Consider the following 22,433-nt stretch of genomic DNA (forward strand, 5'->3'; position numbering starts at 1 on the left):
TGGCGACAAAAACGCTTGAGGCCATGTCACACTCGTGGTTTTCGCTCGCAGGAAGCGAATGCCATGAAGGCGTGCGTAAAGCTGCTGCTGTCGGGCAGCCTGGTGATGTCGGCGAACCTGGCCATGCCAGGCGCTGCCTTCGCCGCCGCACGCATGGTGGATGACGATGCGCACGCTGTCTTCGCCATACCGGCACAGCCTCTCGCCACCGCGCTGATCGCTTTCGGCAAGCAGGCCAACGTGCAGGTGCTGACCTCGGGCTGCGCGATCGCACGCTTTCGCTCGCCGGGCGTCAGCGGTGCGATGACGCCACAGGCCGCGCTCGAGCGCCTGCTGCAGGGCACCGGCCTCGAGTACAGCTTCACGCAGGCGGGCACGGTGGTGGTGAAGCCGCGCGAGAAGCCCGACGCACGCACCACCGCCGATACGTCCAAGGCCCTGTCGACCGCCACCGACCTGATGCCGGTGGAGGCCTTTGCGCTGGTGGGGCGCGACGTGGGTTTCATGGGCTCGTCCAACAGCATGGCGGCGCGCAACGACGCCGACCTGATCGACGTGCCGCAGTCGGTCAGCGTGGTGACGCGCGGACTGATGGACTCGCAGCAGCTGCTCACCGTGGCCGATGCGGTGCGCAACGTGGCGGGCGTGCAATACGTCGAAGGCTCCGACGGCCTGCCGTTGTTCCAGATCCGCGGCTTCTATACCGGCAACGGACTCACCGACGGCATGCCCAACAGCATCGCGGGTTCGGGCGACTTTCCGCCGCTGATCGGCGTGCAGCGCGTCGAAGTGCTCAAGGGTCCGCAGTCCGTGCTGGGCGACACCACCGGCAGCAATTTCGGCGGCCTGGTGAACGTCACCATCAAGCAGCCGCAGAGCGAACCGGTGCAGCAGTTGAGCGCCATGGTCGGCGAACAAGGCCAGTTGCAGGCGGGCCTGGACATGGCCGGTCCACTGGGCCACACGCCGGGGCTGACCTATCGCCTCGTGCTGTCGGGCGACTATGGCTATCGCTCGCCGCAGGGTTATCTCAACCGGCGCAGTGCCTATATCGCGCCCGCCTTCGGGTGGCGCGGCGACACCACGGATCTCGTGGTCGGCATGCAGCGCATCCTCAATCGCCTGCCGATTCCCGATCACGTCGTGCTGCTGGGCGATACCCTGTCCACGGCGTCGCCCGACGGCATCTTGCCGGGCAATCCGCGCGACTTCGCCAACTATCAGACCGACCGCCTCTACTACCTGCTCGACCAGCAGCTCGGCAGCAACTGGACATGGCGCAGTCGCGGCCAGTACGTGCGCCAGCGAAACAACCAGCACAGTTGGACGCTATACAACCCGATGACCAATGGCGACGCCACGGCGGTCGCCGAGGCGTATCGCTACGACGATACCTACTACTCGCTGCAGAACGACCTGATCCGCACCTTCGACACGGGGTCGCTGCAGCACACGGTGACGCTGGGCGCCGACTATGCGCGCTCGCGCATCGGCCATTCCGACGACTACGTCCACCCCTACGACGACGGCACGTACAACCTGTTCAGCAGCCGCCAGCTGCCGATCGTCGCGTCGGTGATCCAGCCGCAGGACAACGCGCCGCTCGGCGGCACGCCATGGTCGGTGGACAGCGGCCTGTTCCTGCAGGACCAGCTCAGCTGGGGCGAACACTGGGAGATGCTGCTGGCGCTGCGCCGTGCCGCGTACGAGGTGTCGACCGAGGACGTCGAAGGCAACCCGTGGACGCCGCGCCGCACCAAGTGGGTGCCGAACATCGGCCTGGTCTACAAGCTCACGCCGGACATCGCCTTGTACAGCGGCACCTCGAACGGTTTCCAGCCGGTGTCCTACCTCGGCGAAAACGGCCGCCCCCTGGTGCCGGCGCTTTCGAGGCAGCTGGAAGCGGGTGCCAAGTTCAACCTGTTCCATGAGCGCGCGCGACTCACCGTGTCGCTGTATCGCATCACGCTCGACCACAGCTACCTGCTGGTCGACGAGCAGCCACCCAATTTCGCCACCTTCGGGCCCGGCCAGACCAACAAGGGCGTGGAAGTGGAGTTCGCGGGCGAAGTGGCGCCTGGCCTGGACCTCAGCAGCAGCTACACGAACGCGCTGATCAGCAATCACGATGGCTCGTTGCCCACCGGTGCGCCGCGCCAGCGCTTCAACCTGTGGGCGAGCTACGGGTTCCAGGGCGGCGCGTTGCGCGGCTGGGGCGTGGCCGGCGGTGTGATGGCGCGCGGGCGTTCGCTCGGGCAGAGCCTGGACTACGCCACCTACTACACCACGCCGGGCCAGGCCGAAGTGGACGCCAATGTTTCCTATCGCGCGGCCCGATGGAGCGTGACGTTCGGTGTGAAGAATCTTTTCGCACGCCGCCTGATTGCCGACGACTTCAACGAAACGTTCGTGCCGCTGCGTACGCGGCGCAGCTACCTGTTGTCGGGCAGCTACGACTTCTGAGCCCGCGTCCGCGCGTCGACGGTGCCGATGGATAAAAAAATCCCGGGAGCGAGCTCCCGGGGTCGTCAGTGCGTGTCGCCGGTGGAGATCAGCCGCCCGTCTGCGCGCCCGCTTCGACCTTGGCATCGGTAGCCGCCTTCGCCTTGTGCGAGGCGTGCTTGCCGGCCTTGTGCGCTGCATGCTCGGTGCTGCTGGCCGCCTTGTCCGCCGTGGCGGCAGCCTTGTCGGCCGTCTTCTCGGTGGTGGCGGTGGTCTTGTCCGCGACCTTGCTGGTCATGGCGGCCGTCTGGTCGACGGTCTTGCCGGCGGCGTCCTGCGCTGCCGCGGTGTTCGCGCCGGCTTCGACCTTCGCCGAGGCGGCGGCGCTCTGGGCGAACGCGGGCACGGTCAGGACGGAAGCAGCGGTGACGATGAGAGCGGCAAGCATGGTCTTACGCATGAGGAAAACCTCCAGTGTGGGAATGCCGACGAAGACGTTGCTTCGCGGCTGGAATCCACGCTAGACGGCTTCCGCTCTACCGAACCTGAACGAAACCGGCTCCCTTTAGCCGCCAGACAGATCGCTGAATCCGCGCTACGCGACGCGGATTTCCGGCGTGCCGGCCTACTTGTTTTCCGTGGAAAACGGCCGCCCGTCTCGATCCGTTTGGACGTCCATATGCCTATTGCCGCACGCCGGCGGGTTCGGCTTGCTCGAAGCTGTCGGGTTGCACGCCCGTCATCTGGGCAGTCTGTACTTCCGCATGCGGCAGCAATGCATCGAGCTTGCCCTTCATGCGCAGCAGGGCGACGTTGGCCATGTCCTGGTCGGCGGTCTGCTCGTCGTGATCCTCGCTGGCCGGCGGTGCGCCCGGCGCGCGGGTGAGTACCGCCAGCTGCGGCGCGATCACCTGGGTCAGCGCGAAATACGCATCGTCGCGTACGCCGGCCTGCTCCAGCAGCCGGCCAGGCAGCATCCACGACGCGAGCGATTCCCGCTTCGGTTCCGTCGGATTGCGCGGGTCCACCAGCAACCACACGCCGGCCTGGCTCAGCATGTCCTTGCCGTCCACGAAGCCGGTGATGTTGTAGGTATCGGTGAGCGCAGGCAGGTGGTCGCCGTAGAACAGCAGCAGGGTGGGACGCTCGCGATGGGCCAGCAGCTCGGCGAGGCGGCCCAGTTCCTGGTCGGCGTGCTGCATGTGATAGAGATAGTTCTGCAGCTCCAGCTTGTTCTTGCCGGTGATGCCTTCGGGCACCGGTATCGCATCGCGTTTCGCGGCATCGGCGGGCGGCACGTCATACGGACCATGCGCCTCGATGCTGATCGCGAACAGCAGCTGCGGCGGCCCCGCGTTCTTCAGCTGCGCCATGATTTCGTCGGTCATGGCGCTGTCGGCCATGTACTGGCCATCCATCGCCGCGTTCGTGGGGAAGGACGAGCGCGAGACGAATCGATCGAAGCCGATCGCGCGGAAGGCCGTGTTGCGATTCCAGAAGCCCGGGTCGTTGCCGTGCAAGGCGATCGTCTCGTAGCCGTGCGAACGCAGCGTGCGCACGAGGCTCGGCACCACCTTGTGGTTCATCTGCAGATACGGGAACTGCAAGTCGTCGAAGTAGCGCAGCGAAAGGCCGGTAAGCACTTCGAACTCGGTGCGGATGGTACCGCCGCCGTAGGTGGGCACGTGCAGGGCGCCGCTCTCGCCCTGCGTCGCAAGGCGGTGCAGGTTTGGCGTGAGGTCGGTGTTCTCGTAACCCTTCATGATCGACGGATCGAAGAACGACTCGCTCTGCACCACGACGATGTCCGGACGCTCGCCCTGGTTCGTGGTGGCGGCCTGCAGGCGTTGGCGCAGGTCCGGATCCGCGCGCTCGATCAGCTGCTGCGCGGCCGCCGCATCGGGCTTCTTGCGGGCATGCCCCTGGTGCAGATGGAACATCACCAGCGAGCTGACCAGTCCGGAATGTTCGGCCGTGGCCTGGGCGGACCACGGTTCCAGCCACAGGTGACGGTTGCCGTAGATCTTGGTCCAGCCCGGCATGCCGGCCAGCAGCGTGCCCAGCAGCAGCACCAGCGCCGTGCCGCAGGCGAGGCGCCGGCCGCGCGTGCGACGCGCGAACAGCGGATCTTCCTTGCGCCAGGCGAGCACGATGATGCCCACCGCCACCAGCAGCGCCAGATACGGCCACGGACTGGCCGGCAGATAGCTGCCCAGCAGCTTGAGGCCGCCGCGGCGCAGCTGCCCCAGCATGCGGAAGTCCGCGGGCATCAGGGGCGTGTTGAGATTGCTCACCTTGAGCGCGTTGACCGCATAGATCAGCGCTTCCATCACGAAGGCGATGCCGAAGGAGAGCAGGGGGCGCCGCGACAGCACCAGCAGCAGCGTGGCCAGCAGCAGGCCGGGCAGGGCGTTGGCGATCGGGAAGATCGGCTGGGCGAATGCCTGCGCGGAACCCACGCCGGCGCCGCTATCGACTAGCCCAGTCGCGAGGGTGAAGACGACCGCCAGGCACGCAATGTACGCCAGGCGAAAGGCGAGGGAGCGCGCCGACGGTGTAGAGGGAGTTGCAGACATCGTCATGGCATCCTGCTGATGGCTGTCATGGCTCGGACATGGGACTGTAATGGTCCGGGCATGAACCAATTGTTGTGCGGCGGCAGGCGGTTGCCCGCGCGAGCGTGCCCAAGCCAACGTGCCGCGCCCTGCGGCGGTGCACGGCCGGCGACGCCCGCGGTCATCGTGGCGTCATGTTGGGCGGGCCGGGCAGTCGGCAGCCCGCCCGCCAGTACGGCACAATCGCTGGATGACCGTTCCCAGGCCCCAGGAATCCCCGGCGCTGCGTGCGCTGATCGACGACCGCTACAGCGAACTGGCCGCGCGTTGCCGTGCGCTCGGCGTGCCGCTGCATGACGATGCCGGCGTCGCCGAGCGCATCCGTTGCACCCTGCTCGCCAGCGACTTCGCGTTCGACGTATGGTTCCGGCAGCCGCACCTGCTGGCGCCGCAAGGGCTGGAACGGTTGCGTTCGGGCGGCGATGCGAGCGCGCGCATCGATTCGCTGAAGCTGTCCGAGGACGAAGCCGCGTGCTTCACCGAACTGCGACAGTTCCGTCACGCCGAGGCGCTGCGCCTGGTGTTCCGCGACATCAACGGGCTGGACGAACTGCCCGAAACGCTGTCAGCCACCAGCGTGCTGTACGAAATGCTGCTGGGCGCGGCGCTCGGCTGGTCCGAACGTGCGCTGGCGGTGCGCTACGGACACAGCCGCAGCCACGAAGGCGAACTGCAGCGCATGGTGGTGATGGGCTTCGGCAAGCTCGGCGGCAGCGAGCTGAACTTCTCCTCCGACATCGACCTCGTGTTGGCGTATCCGCATGGCGGCCAGAGCGATGGAACGCGTTCGCTCGACAACAGCGAGTACTTCGTGCGCCTCGCGCGCCAGCTGGTACGCCTGCTCAACGAGCCTACCGTCGACGGCATCTGCGCACGCGTGGACCTGCGCCTGCGCCCGTTCGGCAATGCCGGCCGGCTCGCGCTGCCATTCTCGGCGATGGAGCAGTACTACCAGAGCGAAGGACGCGACTGGGAACGCTACGCGTGGATCAAGGCGCGTCCGGTGGCGGGCGATCGCAACGCCGGCAAGGAACTGCAGGATCTGCTGCGGCCTTTCATCTACCGCAAATACCTCGACTACACGGCCTTCGCCGGCCTGCGCGAGATGAAATCGCTGATCGATGCCGAAGTCGCGCGCAAGGATCTGGCCGACAACCTCAAGCTGGGACCAGGCGGCATCCGCGAGATCGAATTCGTGGTGCAGCTGATGCAGATGATCCGCGGCGGCCGCGAGCCCTCGCTGCGCGTGCGCGGCCTGCTGCCGGCACTGACGGCCTGCGAGGCGCGCGGCCACATCAGCGCGGCGCGTGCACGCGCGCTGCGCGAGGCGTATGTATTCCTGCGCCGCGTGGAAAACCGCGTGCAGATGCTGCGCGATGCGCAGACCCACGACATTCCCGAGGACGCGCTCAGTCGCGAACGCATTGCGCTCGGCTTGGGCCATGCCTCGTGGGAGGAACTGGAAGCGCAGCTCGCCATGCATCGCGCGCACGTCAGCGAGGAGTTCGCCGAAGTGCTGATGCCCGAAGGTGGACGGACCGCGAGCGCGCCGGTGGAAGGCGTCGCGCTCTGGCAGCGTGCCTGCGTGGAAACGCTGGACGCCGCTGCGATGGAGGCCTCCGGCTTCGTGCCTGGCGGCGAAGTGGCCGAAGCGCTGCAGAAGCTCTCGCAGGCCGCATCGGTGCGTGCAATGTCCCAGCGTTCGCGCGAGCAGCTTGATCGATTGATGCCGCAGCTGCTGACCGTGGCGCGCGGCAGCGTGGCGCCGGTGCCATGCCTGCTTCGCCTGTGCCGCTTGGTGCAGGCGGTGGCGCGGCGTTCCTCCTACCTCACCCTGCTGGAAGAGCAGCCGGCGGCGCGGTTGCGCCTGGCGCGTCTGTTCGGCGAGAGCGGCTTTCTCGCCGAGCGCGTGATCGCACAACCCTTGCTGCTGGATGACGTGCTTGATCCTCGCATCGATCAGCTGCCGCTCAAGCGCGCGGACATCAGCGCCGAGATCGCCCGTGTGCTGACCACGCTGGATGAGCGCGAAGCCGAGGCGGAGCTCGAGCGGATCAATGAATTCAAGGCCAGCGTGGCGTTTCGCCTGGGTCTTGCCTTCATCGACGGTCGTGCCGACGCAGTGGCCACGGCGCGCCGCCTCGCGGTGCTCGCCGAATCCATCGTGATCGCCGTGACTGCGCTGGCGGAGCGTGAACTTGCCGCGCAGCATGGACGCCTGCCTGGCGAAGGCTCGGGTTTTGCCGTACTCGGCTACGGCAGCGTCGGCGGCGAGGAGTTGGGCTTCGCTTCCGACCTCGACCTGGTATTCGTCTACGACACCAGGCGTTCGCATGCGATGAGCGATGGTGCCCGTTCGCTGGAAGGCTCGCGCTGGTACCAGCGCCTCGCGCAGCGCGTGATGAACTGGCTGACCGTGCTTACCCGCGCGGGACGTCTGTACGAAGTGGATACGCGGTTGCGTCCGGACGGTTCCAAGGGACTCCTGGTGAGCAGCCTCGAGTCGTTCACCGGCTACCAGAAGAGCCGCGCGTGGACGTGGGAACACCAGGCCTTGCTGCGCGCGCGCCCGATCGCTGGTGACGCTGCGCTGCATGCCGAACTCGCCGCGGTACGGCGCGAGGTATTGGCGGTGCCGCGCGATCGTGCATCGGTGCTGCGGGAAGTCAGCAGCATGCGCCAGCGCTGGCGCGCGGAGCGTGACCGTTCGGACGACATCCAGTTCGACATCAAGCAGGGCCTGGGCGGCCTGCTCGATATCGAGTTTGCGCTGCAGGGGCTGGTGCTCGCGCACGCCTCCGACCATCCTGCGTTGCTCAACGCCACCGCCAACGCGGCCTTGATCGAAGCGTGCCGCAACGTGGGCCTGCTCGATGGCCGCCAGGCCGGCCTGCTCGCCGAGGCGCACGCCGTGCTGTTGCACCGCGCGCTCGCCTGCACGCTGGATCTCCGCTCGCGGATCGCTCCGCGTGACGCCGAGCTGGAGCGGTTGTCGGTGCAGGTGCAGGATGTGTCGAGGGAACTGGGCTTCGACTTCTGACGAACACGATCGCCGGTCAGCCTTGCTGCTGACGCGCCGCGATGCGCTCGCGCAACAGCGCGGCGATGGCGACGGTTTCGCGCAAAGGTTCGACCTGCGGAAACACTGCCGTATCGAGATCGTGCAGCCGGCCTGCATCGCGCAGCGCACGATGAAACCGCTCCAGCTTCGCGGGCAGGGCGCCGACCACGTCGGTCTGCACGGGACAGCCGACGGCGCAGGCTTCCGACAGCATGTTCACCGAATCGGGCGTGACCACCAGGCGATCGGCCCAGCCCAGCACACCTGGATACGGGTTGCTGCCATCGTCCTGGCCCGACCAGACCAGGCCCTGCATGCCCGCGAGGCGCTGCCGCATCAATGTCATCAATGATCGCGGCGTGCGTCGCGAGGCGAGCACCAGCAGGCTGCCACCTTCCTGTCGCTGGCGGGCGAGCAATCGGTCGGCGAGCCGCGTGATGGCGTTGTCGTCGAACACCACGCCCTGGCGGGGACCGCCGAGCAGCACGCCGACGCGTGGCCGCGGCAGCTCCGCAAAACCCGGGTCCGCGTCGCGGCCATCCTGCAGCCAATCGTCATCGACCGGATTCAACGAGCCCAGCGGCTGCAGCACGTTGGGACCGGAAAGCCGATCGTGGCGCGGAGCGATGACGGTGTCCCAATGCGTCGGGTCGATGCGTGGGTCGAGTATCTGCACCGTGTAGCAACGCCCGCCGCCCAGCCTGCGCAGCAGACGCGTATACAGCGCCGACATGCGGCCGCAACCGATGGCGACCGTCGGCCATGGCGCCGCAAATTGTTGCCGCTGCGCGGATGAAAGCGCGGACAGCGCACCGATGGTGAGCCGCGGCGACAGCCACGACCAGGGCGCGCCCGGCTCCAGTTGCAGGTGGCGTACCGGCATCTCCAGCCGCTGCGCCAGCGCGAGGGCCTGGCGCTGGTTGCCTGCCGCCGCATCGGTGATCACCCAGCAGTCGCCATGCAACTTCAGCATGGTCGTGTGACCGGCGGCATTGTTTCCCTGGGCAGCACAGTTCGTTTCATTCGCCTGGGTCCTGTTTGGCCGCAACCGCGCTTACACTTGAGGATGTTGCGCCACCGGTGGCGCGTCCTTAACTGAAGGATACCCATGAGCGAGATGCTTTCCGAGGCCGCCCTCGACCAGTTGTTCCGCAGCGCACGCACCTTCAACGCGTGGTTGCCGAAAGAGGTGAGCGACCAGCAGCTGCACGAGCTCTACGAGCTGGCCAAGTTCGGCCCGACCAGCGCCAACTCCTCGCCGATGCGCGTGGTATTCGTGAAGTCGAAGGAGGCCAAGGCAACGCTGTCGCCATTCCTCTCCGAGGGCAATCGCGCCAAGACCATGGCCGCGCCGGTCACCGCCATCGTGGCGACCGACCACGAGTTCTACGAAAAGCTGCCGCAGCTGTTTCCGCATGCCGATGCGCGCAGCTGGTTCGCCGGCAACCAGCCGCTGATCGACACCACCGCGTTCCGCAACGGCTCGCTGCAGGGTGCGTACCTGATCATGGCGGCGCGTTCGATCGGCCTGGATTGCGGCCCGATGTCGGGTTTCGACAATGCCGGCGTGGATGCGGCCTTCTTTGCCGGCACCACCATCAAGTCCAACTTCCTGATCAACATCGGCTACGGCGACGCCAGCCGTGACCTGTTCCCGCGCAGCCCGCGTCTCAGCTTCGACGAGGCCTGCCGCATCGCCTGAGCCTCATCGGCTCGACCGTTCCGCGCAGTCCCCACAAAACCCTAGGAGAGTTCTACATGCGTGCACTTCGTTACCTCGTTCTCGCCGGCCTGCTCGGCGCTGCCGTCACCGCCCAGGCGGCCCCGGTCACCTACAAGCTCGACCCGGGCCACACCTTCGTGCTCTTCAGCTGGAACCATTTCGGTTTCTCCAACCCGACCGCGAACCTCGGCCTGGGCGAAGGCACCCTGGTGTTCGACGAGAAGGATCCGGCCAAGTCGTCGGTGGACGTGACGCTGCCGCTGGCCGACCTGGACACGCACGTGTCCAAGCTGGACGAGCACCTGAAGAAGCCTGACTTCCTCGACGCCGACAAGTACCCGACCATCACCTTCAAGAGCACCAAGGTGCAGGCCGTGGGCGGCAACAAGTACAAGGTGACCGGCGACCTCACCGTGCACGGCGTGACCAAGCCGGTGGTGCTCGATGCCACGCTCAACAAGAGCGGCGAGCATCCGATGCTGAAGGTGCCGACCGTGGGCTTCGACGCCGTGACCACGCTGAAGCGTTCCGACTTCGGCGTGGGCGCGTACGTGCCCAACGTGAGCGATGAACTCAAGGTGCGCATCACCACCGAAGCCTCGGTGCCGAAGGCCGACGCCGCCAAGTAAGTTTGCCCTGCATGCCGATGGAAAGCCCGCGCCGCGATGGCGCGGGCTTTTTCATGCGTGTCGCAGAGGGCTGCCTGACGGCCTGTGCGGCAGGGCGGGTCGCCCGGCGTTCCGACCGCCTTTCCGGGCGTCGTTTGCGCCCGGATCCCCGTGCTGGCGGGGCCGATGGCCCGGCGGCACGGATCGCGCCTGCGACCATGGGCAGGCGCCTTGGCCACCGCGGCGCGCAGTCCGCCTGTTAACATGTTCGGCCCGGTGTCCTGATGGAGTTTGACCCCCATGTCGCCTTCCCCTGCGGCTGCCCCGCTGATCCCCGCGAATGCCGAAAATCGTTACGAAGTGACGCGCGCGGACCTTCCGCTGTCCTGTCCGATGCCCGGCATGGCGCTGTGGAACTCCCATCCGAAGGTCTACCTGCCGGTCGTTGAAGACGGCGGCGAGTCGACTTGTCCTTATTGCGGCGCGCATTACGTGCTGCGGGACTGACTTTTCCCCGGATGGTTTCGTTTGAAACTGTCACTCGGGTACGTTTAGGCACGATTGCTGCTTGCCTCTAGGGATGAAGGCACCTTACGAACCCATCATGTCAGCAGTCGCCACGCCAGCGAGGTCCCTGACCGTCGTTCAGCTGATACCCGCCCTGCAATCGGGCGGCGCTGAGCGTTCCGCGCTGGAAATCGCGCGTGCGCTGGTGGCGGCCGGTCATCAGTCCGTGGTGATTTCCGCCGGCGGCCGCCTGGTGTCGCAGCTGGAGGCCGAAGGCAGCCGCCACATCACGCTGGACATCGGCCGCAAGTCGCTGGGCACGTTCATGAAAGTGGGCGCGCTGCGCCGGGTGCTGCGCGAGCTCAAGCCCGATATCGTGCACGCCCGCTCGCGCCTGCCGGCCTGGGTGGGCTGGTGGGCGATCAAGGGCCTGAAGCCTTCGCCGCATTTCGTGACCACGGTGCACGGGCTCAATACGCCCGGACGCTACAGCTCCATCCTGCTGCGCGGCGAACGAGTGATCGCGGTCTCGCAGACCCTGCGCGATTACATGCTGAGCCACTACACCTGGCTGGAGCCGTCGCGCGTACGCGTCATCCCGCGCGGCATCGACCCGGACGCCTTCCCGTACGGTCACCGTCCCGATGACGGCTGGCACAAGGCCTTCTTTGCCGAATTTCCCGCCCTGGTGGGCGCGCCGCTGCTGACCCTGCCCGGTCGCGGCACGCGGTTGAAGGGTCACCACGACGCCATCGAGCTGGTGGCGGAGCTCAAGCGCCGCGGCATCGACGTGCGCCTCCTGCTGCTCGGCGTGATCGAGCCGGGTCGCGAGGCTTACGTGGCGGAACTGCGTGAGATGATCCACAGCCGCGGGCTGGATTCGCAGGTCGTGCTCACGCCGCCGCGTGCGGACGTGCGCGACATCTACGCCATTTCCTCGCTGGTGCTGCAGCTGTCGAACAAGCCCGAGTCGTTCGGCCGTACGGTCATCGAGGCGCTGTCGCTGTGCCGGCCGGTGCTGGGCTACGCGCACGGCGGCGTGGGTGAGCTGCTGGCGGAGCTGTACCCCGCCGGCCGCGTGCCGCCATCGGACCAGGAGCGACTGGTGGAGCGCGCCGCCGAGCTGCTGCGCGTGGCGCCGCCCATTCCCATGCTGCAGAGCTATCGCCTCAGCGACATGCAGCAGGCCACCCTGGCCCTCTACGACGAACTCACCGCGGCCTGACCGGCCGGATCGGCGTACGGCTCACCTACAATGCGTCTGCCGTAATCGACCGACGCCTGCATGAGTTCATTCACCGCTTCCCTGAAGGCTGCCCTGCGTTCACCCCTGCTGCCGTTCTGGCTGGTGATCGCCCTGTTGCCGTTCGGGCGCAGCTCGGAACTGGGCACCTTCCTCTGCCTGATCGGCACGGTGCTGTTGTTCGCCCGGCATCCTTCCGCATTGCACGAGCATGCGGGCGCACGACTGCTGCTGTGGCTGCTCGCCGCCTATGTCGGTGCGGCGCTGTTGTCGGCGGTGGATTCGCTGGCGCCCGGCAAGAGCTGGACGACTGTCGCGGCCTTGCTGCGCTACGTGCCACTGGGTCTCTACGCATGCTTCGCGATCCGTCGCGTGGAAAAGCTCGATGCGTTGTATGTCGCCGTCGCTGCCGTCGTGGCGTTCTGGGCGTTGGATGCCTGGATGCAGGCATTGACCGGCTGGAGTCTGGCGGGGCGTGCGGAGCCCGAGCGCATCTCCGGCATCTTCGGCGCCGCCAACCTCAAGCTCGGTCCGACCTTGTCGGTGTTATCGCCGTTCGCGCTGTGGGCCGCGCGTCAGCGGTGGGGCATCAAGGGGCTGCTGATCGCGTTCCTGTTGCTGCTGGGGCCGGTGCTGATGTCGGGCTCGCGCGCCTCCTGGCTGTGCTATCTGCTGGTAGGCGTGGGCTATGCCTGGCATGTCGTCCGGTCGCCAGGACGCTTCCTTGTGGTGGCTTGCGCCGGCCTCGCCGTGTTGCTGGCCGCCGGCGGCGTGGCGTGGAAAACCTCCGGGCGTTTCCACGAGCGCATGGATCGCACGCTGCAGGCGGTGCATGGCACCGGCGAGTCGTTCGATTGGGCCACCAGTGGCCGCCTGGACATCTGGCGCACCAGCATCGCGATGTTCGAAGGCCATCCGATCAACGGCGTCGGCGTGCGCGCTTACCGCAACGCGTACCCGCGGTACGCGCCGCCCAATGATCACTTCGTCGTGAGCGAAGAAGCCTGCGGGGTGGGCGAGGGTGCCTGCCATGCGCACCAATGGGTGCTGGAAGTGCTGACCGAAACCGGCGTGCTGGGCCTGCTGTGCTGGCTCGCGGCGATCATGCTGGCGACAAGGGCCTGGCGGCATGTCGGCGCCGCCGCGCGGGAGCGTGCCTTCCCGGCGACGCTCGCGCTGGCCGTGATGCTGTTTCCGCTCAATACGCACCTGGCCTTCTATTCGGCCTGGTGGGGTTTGCTGTTCGCCTGGCTGCTGGGCCTGTGGTGCGCGGCCCTGTACGTCGTTCCGCGCTGCGACGAGGCGAAGGCATGAAGCGCGAACCGCTGTCCGTAGTGGTGATCACCTACAACAACGCCGATACGCTCGACGCCTGCCTCAGCCGGGTGGACTGGGCGGACGAGATCGTCGTGCTCGATTCGGGCTCCACCGACGACACGCTGGCCATCGCCCGCAGGCACGGCGCTCGTACGGCCGTCCATCCGTTCGATGATTACGGGCCGCAGAAGCAGCGCGCCTACGACATGGCGAGCCACGACTGGATCCTCAACCTCGACGCCGACGAGATGCTCTCGCCGGGCACGCGCGAGCAGATCGAGCACGCATTGACCGCACCACGCCATGCCGGCTTCCGCCTGCCGCGGCGCGAACGCATGTTCTGGACCGTGCAGCACCGCTGGAGCTGGCGCAATGGCCACCTGCGCCTGTTCGATCGGCGGCGCGGCGGCATGAACGACGTGGAAGTGCACTCCGCCGTGGAAGTGCGCGGCCCGGTAAGGACCTTGTGGCGCGCGGACTTCGTCAACGACGGCGACGGCGACATCGCGACCCGGGTGGAGAAGATCAACCGCTATACCACCGGCATGGTGGCGTACAAGCTGCGCAAGCGGCAGCGCTTCACCGGCCTGCGCATGGTGTTCTATCCGCCGGTGTTCTTCCTGCGCCAGTACATCGGCAAGCGCTACTTCCTCAATGGCTGGGCCGGCTTCATCGCCAGCGTCACCGGCGCGTTCTACGCCTTTCTCAAGTACGCGAAGCTGCACGAGGCGCGTGAGCACGCGGCGCGTCGTTCGAAAGAGGATACCGGCAACAAGTCGTGACGCGAGGCGGCGTCACCGTGCGCCGATGACTTCGACGCAAGGATCATGCAGTCGACTCCATCGCCTGCCGCCAGGTCAGTAGACCGAAACACTTCCTTCCGGCCGCGTCTTGAAGCGCTTGTGGACCCACAGATACTGCTCGGGCGCCGCGCGCACCATGTCCTCGATCGCGACGTTGACGCGTGCGGTGTCTTCGAGCGGATCGCGACTGGGGAAATTTTCCAGCGGCGCACCGAGCCGCAGCACATAGCCGGCGTTGCCCGGAAGACGACGATGGAAGAACGGCATCACCAGCGCGCCGGAAAGCCGGGCCAGGTGATGCGTGGCGGTGATGGTCGCCGCCGGTATGCCGAAGAACGGCACGAACACGTTGTCCTTGCTGCGCATGTCCTGGTCGGGCGCATACCAGAGCGTGCCGCCGCCGCGCAGGTACTTCACCGTACCGCGGATGTCGTCCTTGTCGAACATCGCTTCGGCGTAATCCAGTCGCGCGCGCAGCACGGCCCATTCGAACGCCGCCGAATCCATCTTGCGATACATGCCGGAAATGCGGATGCGCTGCGACACGAGCCGCGCACATAGTTCCAGGTGCGAGAAGTGCCCGCCCACCAGCAGCACGCCCTTGCCCTGCGAGCGCGCCGCTTCCAGATGCTCCAGGCCCTCGACGGTGACGGGCACGTCGGCGATGGCGCGTTCGCTGCCCATCCAGCCGAGCGCGAACTCCACCATCATCAGACCGATGTCGCGCAGATGCGCGTTCACCAGCCCGGCCTGCTCGGCTTTCGACAATTCCGGAAAGCACAGCGCGATGTTCACCTCGGCGATATGCCGGCGCGGCGATGGCACGCGTTGCACCAGCTGGCCGAGGAATCGGCCGAGGCCCATCAGCCAGGGCCGGGGCAGGCGGGCAATGAGCCACACCACGCCGACGCCGAGCCAGCCTGGCCAGTGCTGAGGCGCGAGCAGGGAACGCGTGAAAGAGGGGCGGGACATGCCAGGCATCGCGCGATTGTAGGGAACAAGCCAAATCGAGGCGAGCCGCGCAGATCAAGGCGGGAGCCGAAAAGACGCAGGGCCGGTGCGCCACGACTAGCCGATATACTGGCGCACCGCGTCCAAGGGCAAGCCGTTGCTCTACCTCTATACCCTCGCGATGTACCTGGTGACGCCGATCATCGTGCTGCGGCTGCTGGCGCGTGGCGTGCGTTACCGCGATTACCACAAGCGCTGGCGCGAGCGCTTCGGCTTCTTCGAGGCGCCGGGTTTTGCCGGCAGCCTGTGGGTACACGCGGTATCGGTCGGCGAGGTCAATGCCGCCGAGCCGCTGATCAAGGCGCTGCGCAACGATTATCCGAACGCGCCGCTGGTGGTCACCACGGTGACGCCGACCGGCTCCGAGCGCGTGCGCCAGCTGTTCGGCGACAGCGTGTTCCACGTCTATCTTCCCTACGACCTGCCGTTCGCGGTGACGCGCTTCATGCGCCGCGTGCGTCCGCGCCTGGCGATCATCGTGGAGACGGAGATCTGGCCGAATCTCTACTTCGCCTGCCGCAATCGCGGCATCCCGTTGATGATCGTGAACGCGCGCCTGTCGGAGCGTTCGCTGCGCGGCTACAAGCCGATGGGCAGCCTGGTGGCGCGCGCGCTCGGTTGCGTCAGCCAGATCGCCGCGCAGTCGCGCACCGACGCCGCACGCTATCGCGAGCTCGGCGCCGATCCCGAGAAGATCGTGGTGACCGGCAACCTCAAGTTCGACATGCCGGTGCCCTACGACGCCGAGCTCAAGGGCGACGAGCTGCGTCACCAGTGGGGCCGCCTGCGTCCCGCATGGATCGCCGGCAGCACGCACGAAGGCGAGGAACTGCCTGTGCTGGAGGCGCATCTGGAGGTGCTCACGCGCTGGCCCGATGCCTTGCTGTTGATCGCGCCGCGTCACCCCGAGCGCTTCAAGCTGGTCGAAAACTCGGCGCGCAGCCTCGGCTTCACCGTGGGCACGCGCAGTGCTGACCGCGTGCCTTCGGCGTCGCACCAGGTGTTCGTGATCGACGCGATGGGTGAGCTGATGCCGTTCTATGCGGCCTCGGACCTGGCCTTTGTCGGCGGCAGCCTGGTTCCGATCGGCGGCCACAATGTGCTGGAGCCGGCGGCGCTGTCCACGCCGGTGCTGGTCGGGCCGCACACGTTCAATTTCGAGGAAATCACTCTCACGCTGATCCAGGAAGGCGGCGCCACCCGGGTGAGCAGCGCCGAGGAACTTGGTGCGCATGTGCTGCAGCTGCTGCGCGACGAACCGCGCCGCGACCGCATGGGCATGGTGGCTCGCATCGTGTTCGACAGCGAGCGTGGCGCGGTGAAGCGCGTGATGGGGATGATCGACCGTCTGCTGCAGGAATAGACGTCCATCCGTCCGCATGAAAAAGGCCGGGCATGGCCCGGCCTTTTCGTGGGATACGCCGATGCTGTTACTGCAGCATCGCGTTGACCATCTCCATGTCCTTCAGGTCGATCGAGCCGGCCGACTGCTTGAGCTGCAGCTGGTCGAGCACCAGCTGGTGGCGCGACTGCGAGTAGCTGCTCTCGGCTTGGGTCAGGGTCTGAATCGCATTGAGCACGTTCAGCATGGTCTGGGTGCCCACGTCGAAGCCGGCGCGGGTGGCTTCCAGTGCCTTCTGGCCCGAATCCACCGATGCCTTGTTGGCTTCCACCTGGCTGATGCCGGCGAGCACCGAGCGGTAGAAGTTCAGCGTGTCGCGCACGACCTGGCGACGGGTCGACTCCAGTGAATCCTGGGCCTCGTCGCGCTGGTAGATCGACTGGCGCACCTTGGACTGCGTGGCGCCACCCGAGAAGATCGGGATGTTCACCTGCAGGCCGACCGTGGTGCCGTAGTCACCGTTGCCGCGCACGTTGGAGCTGCCGTTCTCAAGCCAGGTAGTGTCCTTGCCGCGCGACACCGAGGCGCTCAGCGTCGGCAGGTGGCCTGCGCGCGCCGCGTCGATGGTGTGCTCGGCGGCCTGCACGTTGTACTGGCCGGCCTGGATCGTGGCGTTGGTCTTCAGCGCGGACTGCACCCAGGCGTCCGGATCGGACGGGTTCGGCGGCGTCAGCGGAAGGTCTTCGCGCAGCTTCTTGAGGTCGGTCACCGGCTTGCCGGTGATCTGGGTGAGCGCTTCCTTGGCGTCGTTGAGCGTATTCTGGGCAGCGATGGTCTGCGCCTTGGCCAGCTCGTAATACGACTTGGCCTGGTACACGTCGGTCACCGCGGACAGGCCCACCTTGAAGCGCTGGTCGGCCTGGTCATAGGCCTCCTTGTAGGCATCTTCGTTGGCCTTGGCGAACACCAGCGCGTCCTGGCTGGTCAGCACGCTGAAGTAGGCCGTGGTGACGCGCACGTAGAGGTTCTGCAGCGACGCTTCGTAGGTCGAGTCCTGCGCCGACGCCTGCGAGTGGGCCGCCGACAGGTTGGCCCACTGGCTCAGGTCGACGATCGACTGGTCCAGCGTGGCGGACAGCGCGCGGGTGCGCGAGTGGCCCTGGCCCTGGATGGTGCCGTTGGCCAGGTTGCTGCCGGTGGACTGCTGGGTCAGGCTGAAGGTGCCGTTGAGCTGAGGCAGCATGACCGCACGCGCCTGGTTGACGCCTTCACCGGTGGCCAGGCGGGTAGCTTCCGCCTGCGACAGCACCGGATCATTGGCGCGGGCTTCTCGGTATGCATCCAGCAAGTCCTCGCTGTGGCCGGCCAGCGGGAGCGCCGACAGGGCCAGGGCAAGGGTCAGAAGCTTCAAGCGCATGGGTTGCCTCATGTTTGGGGAATGGGTCAGAAAACGAAGCGACGCGGCGGTTCGGCGTGCTTCAGGTACGGCAGGTCGGTTTCGAACAGCGACTCTTCGCGGTAGCGGCCGTTGCCTTCATGGGTAAGCAGCAGCACCTGCTGCACCGGCGACTCGCCACGGACCACCAACAGGCGGCCACCGGGCTTGAGCCAGGACAGGAAACGCTGCGGAATCTGGGAAACCGCACCGGTCACCACCACCGCATCGAACACGCCGTTCGGCTGCCATGCCGACACGGCTTCACCCACTTCGAGCTTCACGTTGGCGATGCCGGCGTGCGCAAGGCGCTCACCCGCGGCGGCGATGAAGTCGGCATGGATGTCCACGCTGGTGACGCCCGCCGACAGCTTGGCGAGGCAGGCCGTGAGGAAACCCGAACCCGTGCCGATTTCCAGCACCTGGTCGGTCGGCAGCAGTTCCAGCGCCTGCAGCACGCGACCCTCGACCACCGGCTTCATCATCACTTCGCCGTGGCCCAGCGGAAGGGCGAGGTCGGCGAAGGCAAGCTGGCGATGCTCGGCGGCAACGAAATCCTCGCGGCGCACGCTGCCGAGCACGTCGAGCACGCGTGCATCCAGCACCTCCCAGGGGCGCACCTGGTTTTCCACCATGTTGACCCGCGCCTGATCGAAGTTCATTGCCATCTTGCTTACGTCCTGATCGGATCGAAAAAAAGGCTAAAAAGCATAAGCGCTTAGCCACTTTCCGACAATGTGCAAAGCCTGCGGCCTGCCCCTGATGCTACGAAGTGCCGGAAGTCATCGCGCTCGGTTGACGGAAGTCATGCGTGGCGCGGTGTCCGCGGACACTTACGCGCTGCGGCGATGAACTTGGAAAGGTGCCCCGAGTATGTCCGCCGGCAGGCGGGCGAGGGCATCTTCCACCGTCTGGTGCAAGTTCGCGTCAAGGCGGCGCACCCGACCCAGCGGCGATTCCTCGCTGCGACTCTGCGCGGCGACGGCAAGCCAGGCCAGCCAGCGCGCCAGCCGGCCGCGCTCGGTGGCATCCAGGCCAGCCAGCGCCGAGCGGGCCGCAAAGGCCGCCTGGCGGGCGCCGATCTGCCCGCGCTCAAGCCAGCACGCCATCGCACGCTGGGCGAGACGGTATGCCGGACTGAGGGAAAGTTCTGCGATAGTGGAGGACATGAGGAAAGCCGTGTATCGTGGCCGTGGAAAATAACTAAACCGTCCCGTATACTAAACGGCAGTTATTCATTTGTGAAGCCATTTTCGAAGGTATAGCCATGAGCACGATCCCGCAGACCAAGCCCCAGGGACCTGGCCGTCCCAAGGACATGGAAAAGCGCGCGGCGATCCTGGAGGCCGCGAAGGCCCTGTTCATCCGCAATGCCTTCGCGGGCACCAGCATGGATGCCGTGGCCGCCGAGGCAGGCGTTTCCAAGCTCACCGTCTACAGCCACTTCGGCGACAAGGACAACCTGTTCCGCGAGGTCATCCGCGCGCGCATCCAGGACATCCTCCCCGAAGACACCTACCAATACGTCGCCAGCGAAGACATCCGCGTGACGCTGGAACGCATTGCCCTGCATCACGTGCGCCTGGACTGCGACGTGCAGAACGTCGGCACCTTCCGCGCCATCCTCAGCGACTGCCGCCAAGGCAACCCGCGCTATGGCCGGCTGCTGTGGGAGGAGGGTCCGGAGCGTGGCCATGCGTTGATGAAACGCCTGCTGCAACAGGCGGTTGACGACGGCAAGCTGGATATCGCCAACGTCTCGCGCGCCGCCGGCCAGTTCACCTCCCTGATCAAGGGTGAAATGCTTCTGCGCCGCATGTTCGGCTGCGAAGAGTGCGCCCAGTCCTACGCCGTCGAGCTGGAACAGACCGCCCGTGACGGCGTGGACATGTTCCTGCGCGCCTACCTGCCGCGCTGAAAAACTGCTCACGGCCGCGTCCGTCTCCGGCCGCTTGTCCTCGTCGCACTCGCGACCAACCCCGCTTCGTGCTCAAATAGGCCCCTTGAAGCGGGGGTGCCGGTGACAGCCGGCTGAGAGAGTCCCTTCGAACCTGATGCGGCTAGTACCGCTGTAGGGAGCTTCGCCGCACGGCATGGAACCCGTGCGTCCGGCGCCGTCGCTTCTGTTGCTGGTATGCGAATCCGTTCGCAACACCCCGCGCGTTCCTGTGCGGAATCCCCAACAAAAGCACGTCCCCTCGGGGACATCGCTTCGACCCCGGACGACTTGCCGATGAATGCCCTGCCCACCGACCTCGCGCGCGCCGCGCAGGAACTCTCCGAAGCCGTGACGCGCCCGATCCCGGGCTCGCGCAAGATCCATGTGCAGGGCAGCCGCCCCGACCTGAAGGTACCGCTGCGCGAGATCTGCCAGGCGCAGACGCCGACCCTGTTCGGCGGCGAGGCGAATCCGCCGATCACCGTCTACGACACCTCCGGCCCGTACACCGACCCCGACTACAAGGTGGACCTGGTCACCGGCCTGCCGGCGCTGCGCGCCACCTGGATCGCCGAGCGCGGGGACACCGAGCAGCTGGGCGGCCTGAGTTCCGCCTTCGGCCGCGAGCGCGCCGCCGACCACAAGCTCGATGCGTTCCGCTTCACCGCCACGCGCGCGCCGCGCCGTGCCAAGGCCGGCGCCAACGTCACGCAGATGCACTATGCGCGCCAGGGCATCATCACGCCGGAGATGGAATACATCGCCATCCGCGAGAACCAGCGCATCGAGGCACTGCAGGGCAGCGCGCTGCTCAACCAGCATCCCGGCCAGTCCTTCGGCGCGGCGCTGCCCAAGCTGATCACGCCGGAATTCGTGCGGGACGAAGTCGCGCGCGGCCGCGCGATCATCCCGGCCAACATCAACCACCCGGAAGCGGAGCCGATGATCATCGGCCGCAACTTCCTCGTGAAGATCAACGCGAACATCGGCAACTCGGCGGTCACGTCGTCGATCGGCGAGGAAGTCGACAAGATGACGTGGGCGATCCGCTGGGGCGGCGATACGGTGATGGATCTGTCGACCGGCAAGCACATCCATGAAACGCGCGAGTGGATCATCCGCAACTCGCCGGTGCCGATCGGCACGGTGCCGATCTACCAGGCGCTCGAGAAGGTCAACGGCAAGGCCGAGGACCTGACCTGGGAAATCTTCCGCGACACGCTGATCGAGCAGGCCGAGCAAGGCGTCGACTACTTCACGATCCACGCCGGCGTGCGGCTGCGCTACGTGCCGCTGACCGCCAAGCGCGTCACCGGCATCGTCTCGCGCGGTGGTTCGATCATGGCCAAGTGGTGCCTCGCGCATCACAAGGAAAGCTTCCTCTACGAGCACTTCGAAGAGATCTGCGAGATCATGAAGGCGTACGACGTGTCCTTCAGCCTCGGCGATGGCCTGCGTCCGGGTTGCGTGGCTGACGCCAATGACGCGGCGCAGTTCGGCGAACTGGACACGCTGGGCGAACTGACCCAGATCGCGTGGAAGCACGACGTGCAGGTGATGATCGAAGGTCCGGGCCACGTGCCGATGCAGCTCATCAAGGAGAACATGGATCTCCAGCTCGACTGGTGCAAGGAAGCGCCGTTCTACACGCTCGGGCCGCTGACCACCGACATCGCGCCGGGCTACGACCACATCACGTCGGGCATCGGCGCGGCGATGATCGGCTGGTTCGGCACCGCGATGCTCTGCTACGTGACGCCGAAGGAACACCTCGGCCTGCCGAACAAGGACGACGTGAAGGAAGGCATCATCACGTACAAGCTCGCCGCGCATGCCGCCGATCTCGCGAAGGGTCATCCGGGCGCGCAGGTGCGCGACAACGCGCTCTCGAAGGCGCGCTTCGAGTTCCGCTGGGAAGACCAGTTCAACCTCGGTCTCGATCCGGACAAGGCGACGGAATTCCACGACGAAACGCTGCCGAAGGACTCGGCCAAGGTCGCGCACTTCTGCTCGATGTGCGGTCCGCACTTCTGCTCGATGAAGATCACGCAGGACGTGCGCGACTATGCGGCCGAGCATGGCACGGGTGAAGCCGAGGCGCTGGAAGAAGGCATGGCCGAGAAGGCTGCGCAGTTCCGCGCCGAAGGTTCCGAGGTCTACCACAAGGCGTAAAGGCCTTGTCTTCCTGTAGGAGCGCACCAGTGCGCGACCGCAGCGTAGTGGCTTGCCGCTCCGTCAGGTTGTCGCGCACTGGGTGCGCTCCTACAGGAAAAAACACCGCGCCACGCGTGCGGCGTCGGGAACAGCGGCCTGAACCGTTGTCTCCCGCTTTCACCTGCGTTTCGCGCGTCGCCGCCTACGGTCCGGCTATTGCCCAGCCAGTCCAT

At 66.6% G+C, this 22,433-nt stretch carries 18 protein-coding genes and 1 riboswitch; of the genes, 11 read left to right on the top strand and 7 right to left on the bottom strand.

Going from position 1 to position 22,433, the window contains the following annotated elements; all coding sequences use genetic code 11:
* Positions 1-63: 63 nt before the first annotated feature.
* Entirely contained in the window at positions 64-2,463 is a 2,400-nt protein-coding gene (locus tag CA260_RS02055) for a TonB-dependent siderophore receptor (RefSeq protein ID WP_238149587.1), read from the top strand.
* An 88-nt stretch (positions 2,464-2,551) separates the two neighbouring features.
* Here the strand turns inward: CA260_RS02055 and CA260_RS02060 are convergent, their stop codons facing one another.
* Positions 2,552-2,902, bottom strand: a complete 351-nt coding sequence (locus CA260_RS02060; protein ID WP_111980799.1) for a hypothetical protein — start codon at positions 2,900-2,902, stop codon at positions 2,552-2,554.
* Between the two features lie 223 nt (positions 2,903-3,125).
* Positions 3,126-5,024, bottom strand: coding sequence for an LTA synthase family protein (locus CA260_RS02065; RefSeq protein WP_338065709.1), 1,899 nt, complete (start codon positions 5,022-5,024; stop codon positions 3,126-3,128).
* A 223-nt stretch (positions 5,025-5,247) separates the two neighbouring features.
* On the opposite strand from CA260_RS02065, the gene glnE reads away from it, so the two are divergent.
* A complete protein-coding gene (glnE, locus tag CA260_RS02070) occupies positions 5,248-8,097 on the top strand; it encodes a bifunctional [glutamate--ammonia ligase]-adenylyl-L-tyrosine phosphorylase/[glutamate--ammonia-ligase] adenylyltransferase (RefSeq protein ID WP_111980800.1) in 2,850 nt (949 codons plus the stop codon).
* A gap of 16 nt (positions 8,098-8,113) precedes the next feature.
* Here glnE and CA260_RS02075 read toward each other — a convergent pair whose 3' ends face one another.
* Positions 8,114-9,091 (bottom strand): mitochondrial fission ELM1 family protein, encoded by a 978-nt coding sequence (locus CA260_RS02075; RefSeq protein WP_111980801.1) that lies wholly within the window; start codon positions 9,089-9,091, stop codon positions 8,114-8,116.
* A 135-nt stretch (positions 9,092-9,226) separates the two neighbouring features.
* On the opposite strand from CA260_RS02075, the gene CA260_RS02080 reads away from it, so the two are divergent.
* The 6 genes from CA260_RS02080 (at position 9,227) to CA260_RS02105 (ending at position 14,298) form a co-directional block, all read left to right on the top strand.
* The gene (locus CA260_RS02080) at positions 9,227-9,820 is read left to right on the top strand and encodes a malonic semialdehyde reductase (RefSeq protein WP_111980802.1); all 594 of its coding nucleotides are present in this window, start codon (positions 9,227-9,229) and stop codon (positions 9,818-9,820) included.
* Positions 9,821-9,876: 56 nt separating this feature from the next.
* Positions 9,877-10,470: a YceI family protein gene (locus tag CA260_RS02085; protein WP_111980803.1), complete on the top strand. Its 594-nt coding sequence runs from the start codon at positions 9,877-9,879 to the stop codon at positions 10,468-10,470.
* Between the two features lie 279 nt (positions 10,471-10,749).
* Positions 10,750-10,956: a zinc-finger domain-containing protein gene (locus CA260_RS02090; RefSeq protein WP_038623211.1), complete on the top strand. Its 207-nt coding sequence runs from the start codon at positions 10,750-10,752 to the stop codon at positions 10,954-10,956.
* 97 nt (positions 10,957-11,053) lie between these two features.
* A complete protein-coding gene (locus CA260_RS02095; RefSeq protein ID WP_111982963.1) occupies positions 11,054-12,181 on the top strand; it encodes a glycosyltransferase in 1,128 nt (375 codons plus the stop codon).
* Between the two features lie 60 nt (positions 12,182-12,241).
* Positions 12,242-13,513, top strand: a complete 1,272-nt coding sequence (locus tag CA260_RS02100) for an O-antigen ligase family protein (protein ID WP_111980804.1) — start codon at positions 12,242-12,244, stop codon at positions 13,511-13,513.
* On the top strand, positions 13,510-14,298 hold the full coding sequence (locus CA260_RS02105; protein ID WP_111980805.1) for a glycosyltransferase family 2 protein: 789 nt from the start codon (positions 13,510-13,512) through the stop codon (positions 14,296-14,298). The genes CA260_RS02100 and CA260_RS02105 overlap by 4 nt, the downstream gene beginning before the upstream one ends.
* A 75-nt stretch (positions 14,299-14,373) precedes the next feature.
* Here the strand turns inward: CA260_RS02105 and lpxL are convergent, their stop codons facing one another.
* Positions 14,374-15,300: an LpxL/LpxP family Kdo(2)-lipid IV(A) lauroyl/palmitoleoyl acyltransferase gene (gene lpxL / locus CA260_RS02110; RefSeq protein ID WP_425479671.1), complete on the bottom strand. Its 927-nt coding sequence runs from the start codon at positions 15,298-15,300 to the stop codon at positions 14,374-14,376.
* A 127-nt stretch (positions 15,301-15,427) separates the two neighbouring features.
* On the opposite strand from lpxL, the gene waaA reads away from it, so the two are divergent.
* Entirely contained in the window at positions 15,428-16,693 is a 1,266-nt protein-coding gene (gene waaA, locus CA260_RS02115) for a lipid IV(A) 3-deoxy-D-manno-octulosonic acid transferase (RefSeq protein ID WP_111980806.1), read from the top strand.
* A gap of 67 nt (positions 16,694-16,760) precedes the next feature.
* Here waaA and CA260_RS02120 read toward each other — a convergent pair whose 3' ends face one another.
* From CA260_RS02120 to CA260_RS02130, 3 genes are all read right to left on the bottom strand, one after another.
* Positions 16,761-18,089 carry a TolC family outer membrane protein gene (locus tag CA260_RS02120; protein ID WP_111980807.1) on the bottom strand — a complete coding sequence of 443 codons (1,329 nt, stop codon included), beginning with the start codon at positions 18,087-18,089 and terminating at the stop codon, positions 16,761-16,763.
* Positions 18,090-18,115: 26 nt separating this feature from the next.
* Positions 18,116-18,775 (bottom strand): protein-L-isoaspartate O-methyltransferase family protein, encoded by a 660-nt coding sequence (locus CA260_RS02125; protein ID WP_111980808.1) that lies wholly within the window; start codon positions 18,773-18,775, stop codon positions 18,116-18,118.
* Positions 18,776-18,940: 165 nt separating this feature from the next.
* Complete coding sequence (locus CA260_RS02130) at positions 18,941-19,276, bottom strand: hypothetical protein (RefSeq protein ID WP_146745271.1); 336 nt, start codon at positions 19,274-19,276, stop codon at positions 18,941-18,943.
* A gap of 98 nt (positions 19,277-19,374) precedes the next feature.
* Here CA260_RS02130 and CA260_RS02135 point away from each other — a divergent pair, with 98 nt between their 5' ends.
* Both CA260_RS02135 and thiC read left to right on the top strand, forming a co-directional pair.
* Positions 19,375-20,025, top strand: a complete 651-nt coding sequence (locus tag CA260_RS02135; RefSeq protein WP_111980810.1) for a TetR/AcrR family transcriptional regulator — start codon at positions 19,375-19,377, stop codon at positions 20,023-20,025.
* Positions 20,026-20,107: 82 nt separating this feature from the next.
* A riboswitch (TPP riboswitch) is annotated at positions 20,108-20,202 on the top strand.
* 138 nt (positions 20,203-20,340) lie between these two features.
* A complete protein-coding gene (gene thiC, locus CA260_RS02140; protein ID WP_111980811.1) occupies positions 20,341-22,218 on the top strand; it encodes a phosphomethylpyrimidine synthase ThiC in 1,878 nt (625 codons plus the stop codon).
* Positions 22,219-22,433: the final 215 nt, after the last annotated feature.

It is taken from the genome of Dyella jiangningensis (assembly GCF_003264855.1).
In the GTDB taxonomy this organism is placed as follows: Bacteria; Pseudomonadota; Gammaproteobacteria; order Xanthomonadales; family Rhodanobacteraceae; genus Dyella; species Dyella jiangningensis_C.

Excerpts from the sequence above, each read along its gene's own strand:
- CA260_RS02055 (WP_238149587.1), top strand. The coding sequence starts at position 64 with ATGAAGGCGTGCGTAAAGCTGCTGCTGTCGGGCAGCCTGGTGATGTCG.
- CA260_RS02060 (WP_111980799.1), bottom strand. The coding sequence starts at position 2,902 with ATGCGTAAGACCATGCTTGCCGCTCTCATCGTCACCGCTGCTTCCGTC.
- CA260_RS02065 (WP_338065709.1), bottom strand. The coding sequence starts at position 5,024 with ATGACGATGTCTGCAACTCCCTCTACACCGTCGGCGCGCTCCCTCGCC.
- glnE (WP_111980800.1), top strand. The coding sequence starts at position 5,248 with ATGACCGTTCCCAGGCCCCAGGAATCCCCGGCGCTGCGTGCGCTGATC.
- CA260_RS02075 (WP_111980801.1), bottom strand. The coding sequence starts at position 9,091 with ATGCTGAAGTTGCATGGCGACTGCTGGGTGATCACCGATGCGGCGGCA.
- CA260_RS02080 (WP_111980802.1), top strand. The coding sequence starts at position 9,227 with ATGAGCGAGATGCTTTCCGAGGCCGCCCTCGACCAGTTGTTCCGCAGC.
- CA260_RS02085 (WP_111980803.1), top strand. The coding sequence starts at position 9,877 with ATGCGTGCACTTCGTTACCTCGTTCTCGCCGGCCTGCTCGGCGCTGCC.
- CA260_RS02090 (WP_038623211.1), top strand. The coding sequence starts at position 10,750 with ATGTCGCCTTCCCCTGCGGCTGCCCCGCTGATCCCCGCGAATGCCGAA.
- CA260_RS02095 (WP_111982963.1), top strand. The coding sequence starts at position 11,054 with ATGTCAGCAGTCGCCACGCCAGCGAGGTCCCTGACCGTCGTTCAGCTG.
- CA260_RS02100 (WP_111980804.1), top strand. The coding sequence starts at position 12,242 with ATGAGTTCATTCACCGCTTCCCTGAAGGCTGCCCTGCGTTCACCCCTG.
- CA260_RS02105 (WP_111980805.1), top strand. The coding sequence starts at position 13,510 with ATGAAGCGCGAACCGCTGTCCGTAGTGGTGATCACCTACAACAACGCC.
- lpxL (WP_425479671.1), bottom strand. The coding sequence starts at position 15,300 with ATGCCTGGCATGTCCCGCCCCTCTTTCACGCGTTCCCTGCTCGCGCCT.
- CA260_RS02120 (WP_111980807.1), bottom strand. The coding sequence starts at position 18,089 with ATGCGCTTGAAGCTTCTGACCCTTGCCCTGGCCCTGTCGGCGCTCCCG.
- CA260_RS02125 (WP_111980808.1), bottom strand. The coding sequence starts at position 18,775 with ATGGCAATGAACTTCGATCAGGCGCGGGTCAACATGGTGGAAAACCAG.
- CA260_RS02130 (WP_146745271.1), bottom strand. The coding sequence starts at position 19,276 with ATGTCCTCCACTATCGCAGAACTTTCCCTCAGTCCGGCATACCGTCTC.
- CA260_RS02135 (WP_111980810.1), top strand. The coding sequence starts at position 19,375 with ATGAGCACGATCCCGCAGACCAAGCCCCAGGGACCTGGCCGTCCCAAG.
- thiC (WP_111980811.1), top strand. The coding sequence starts at position 20,341 with ATGAATGCCCTGCCCACCGACCTCGCGCGCGCCGCGCAGGAACTCTCC.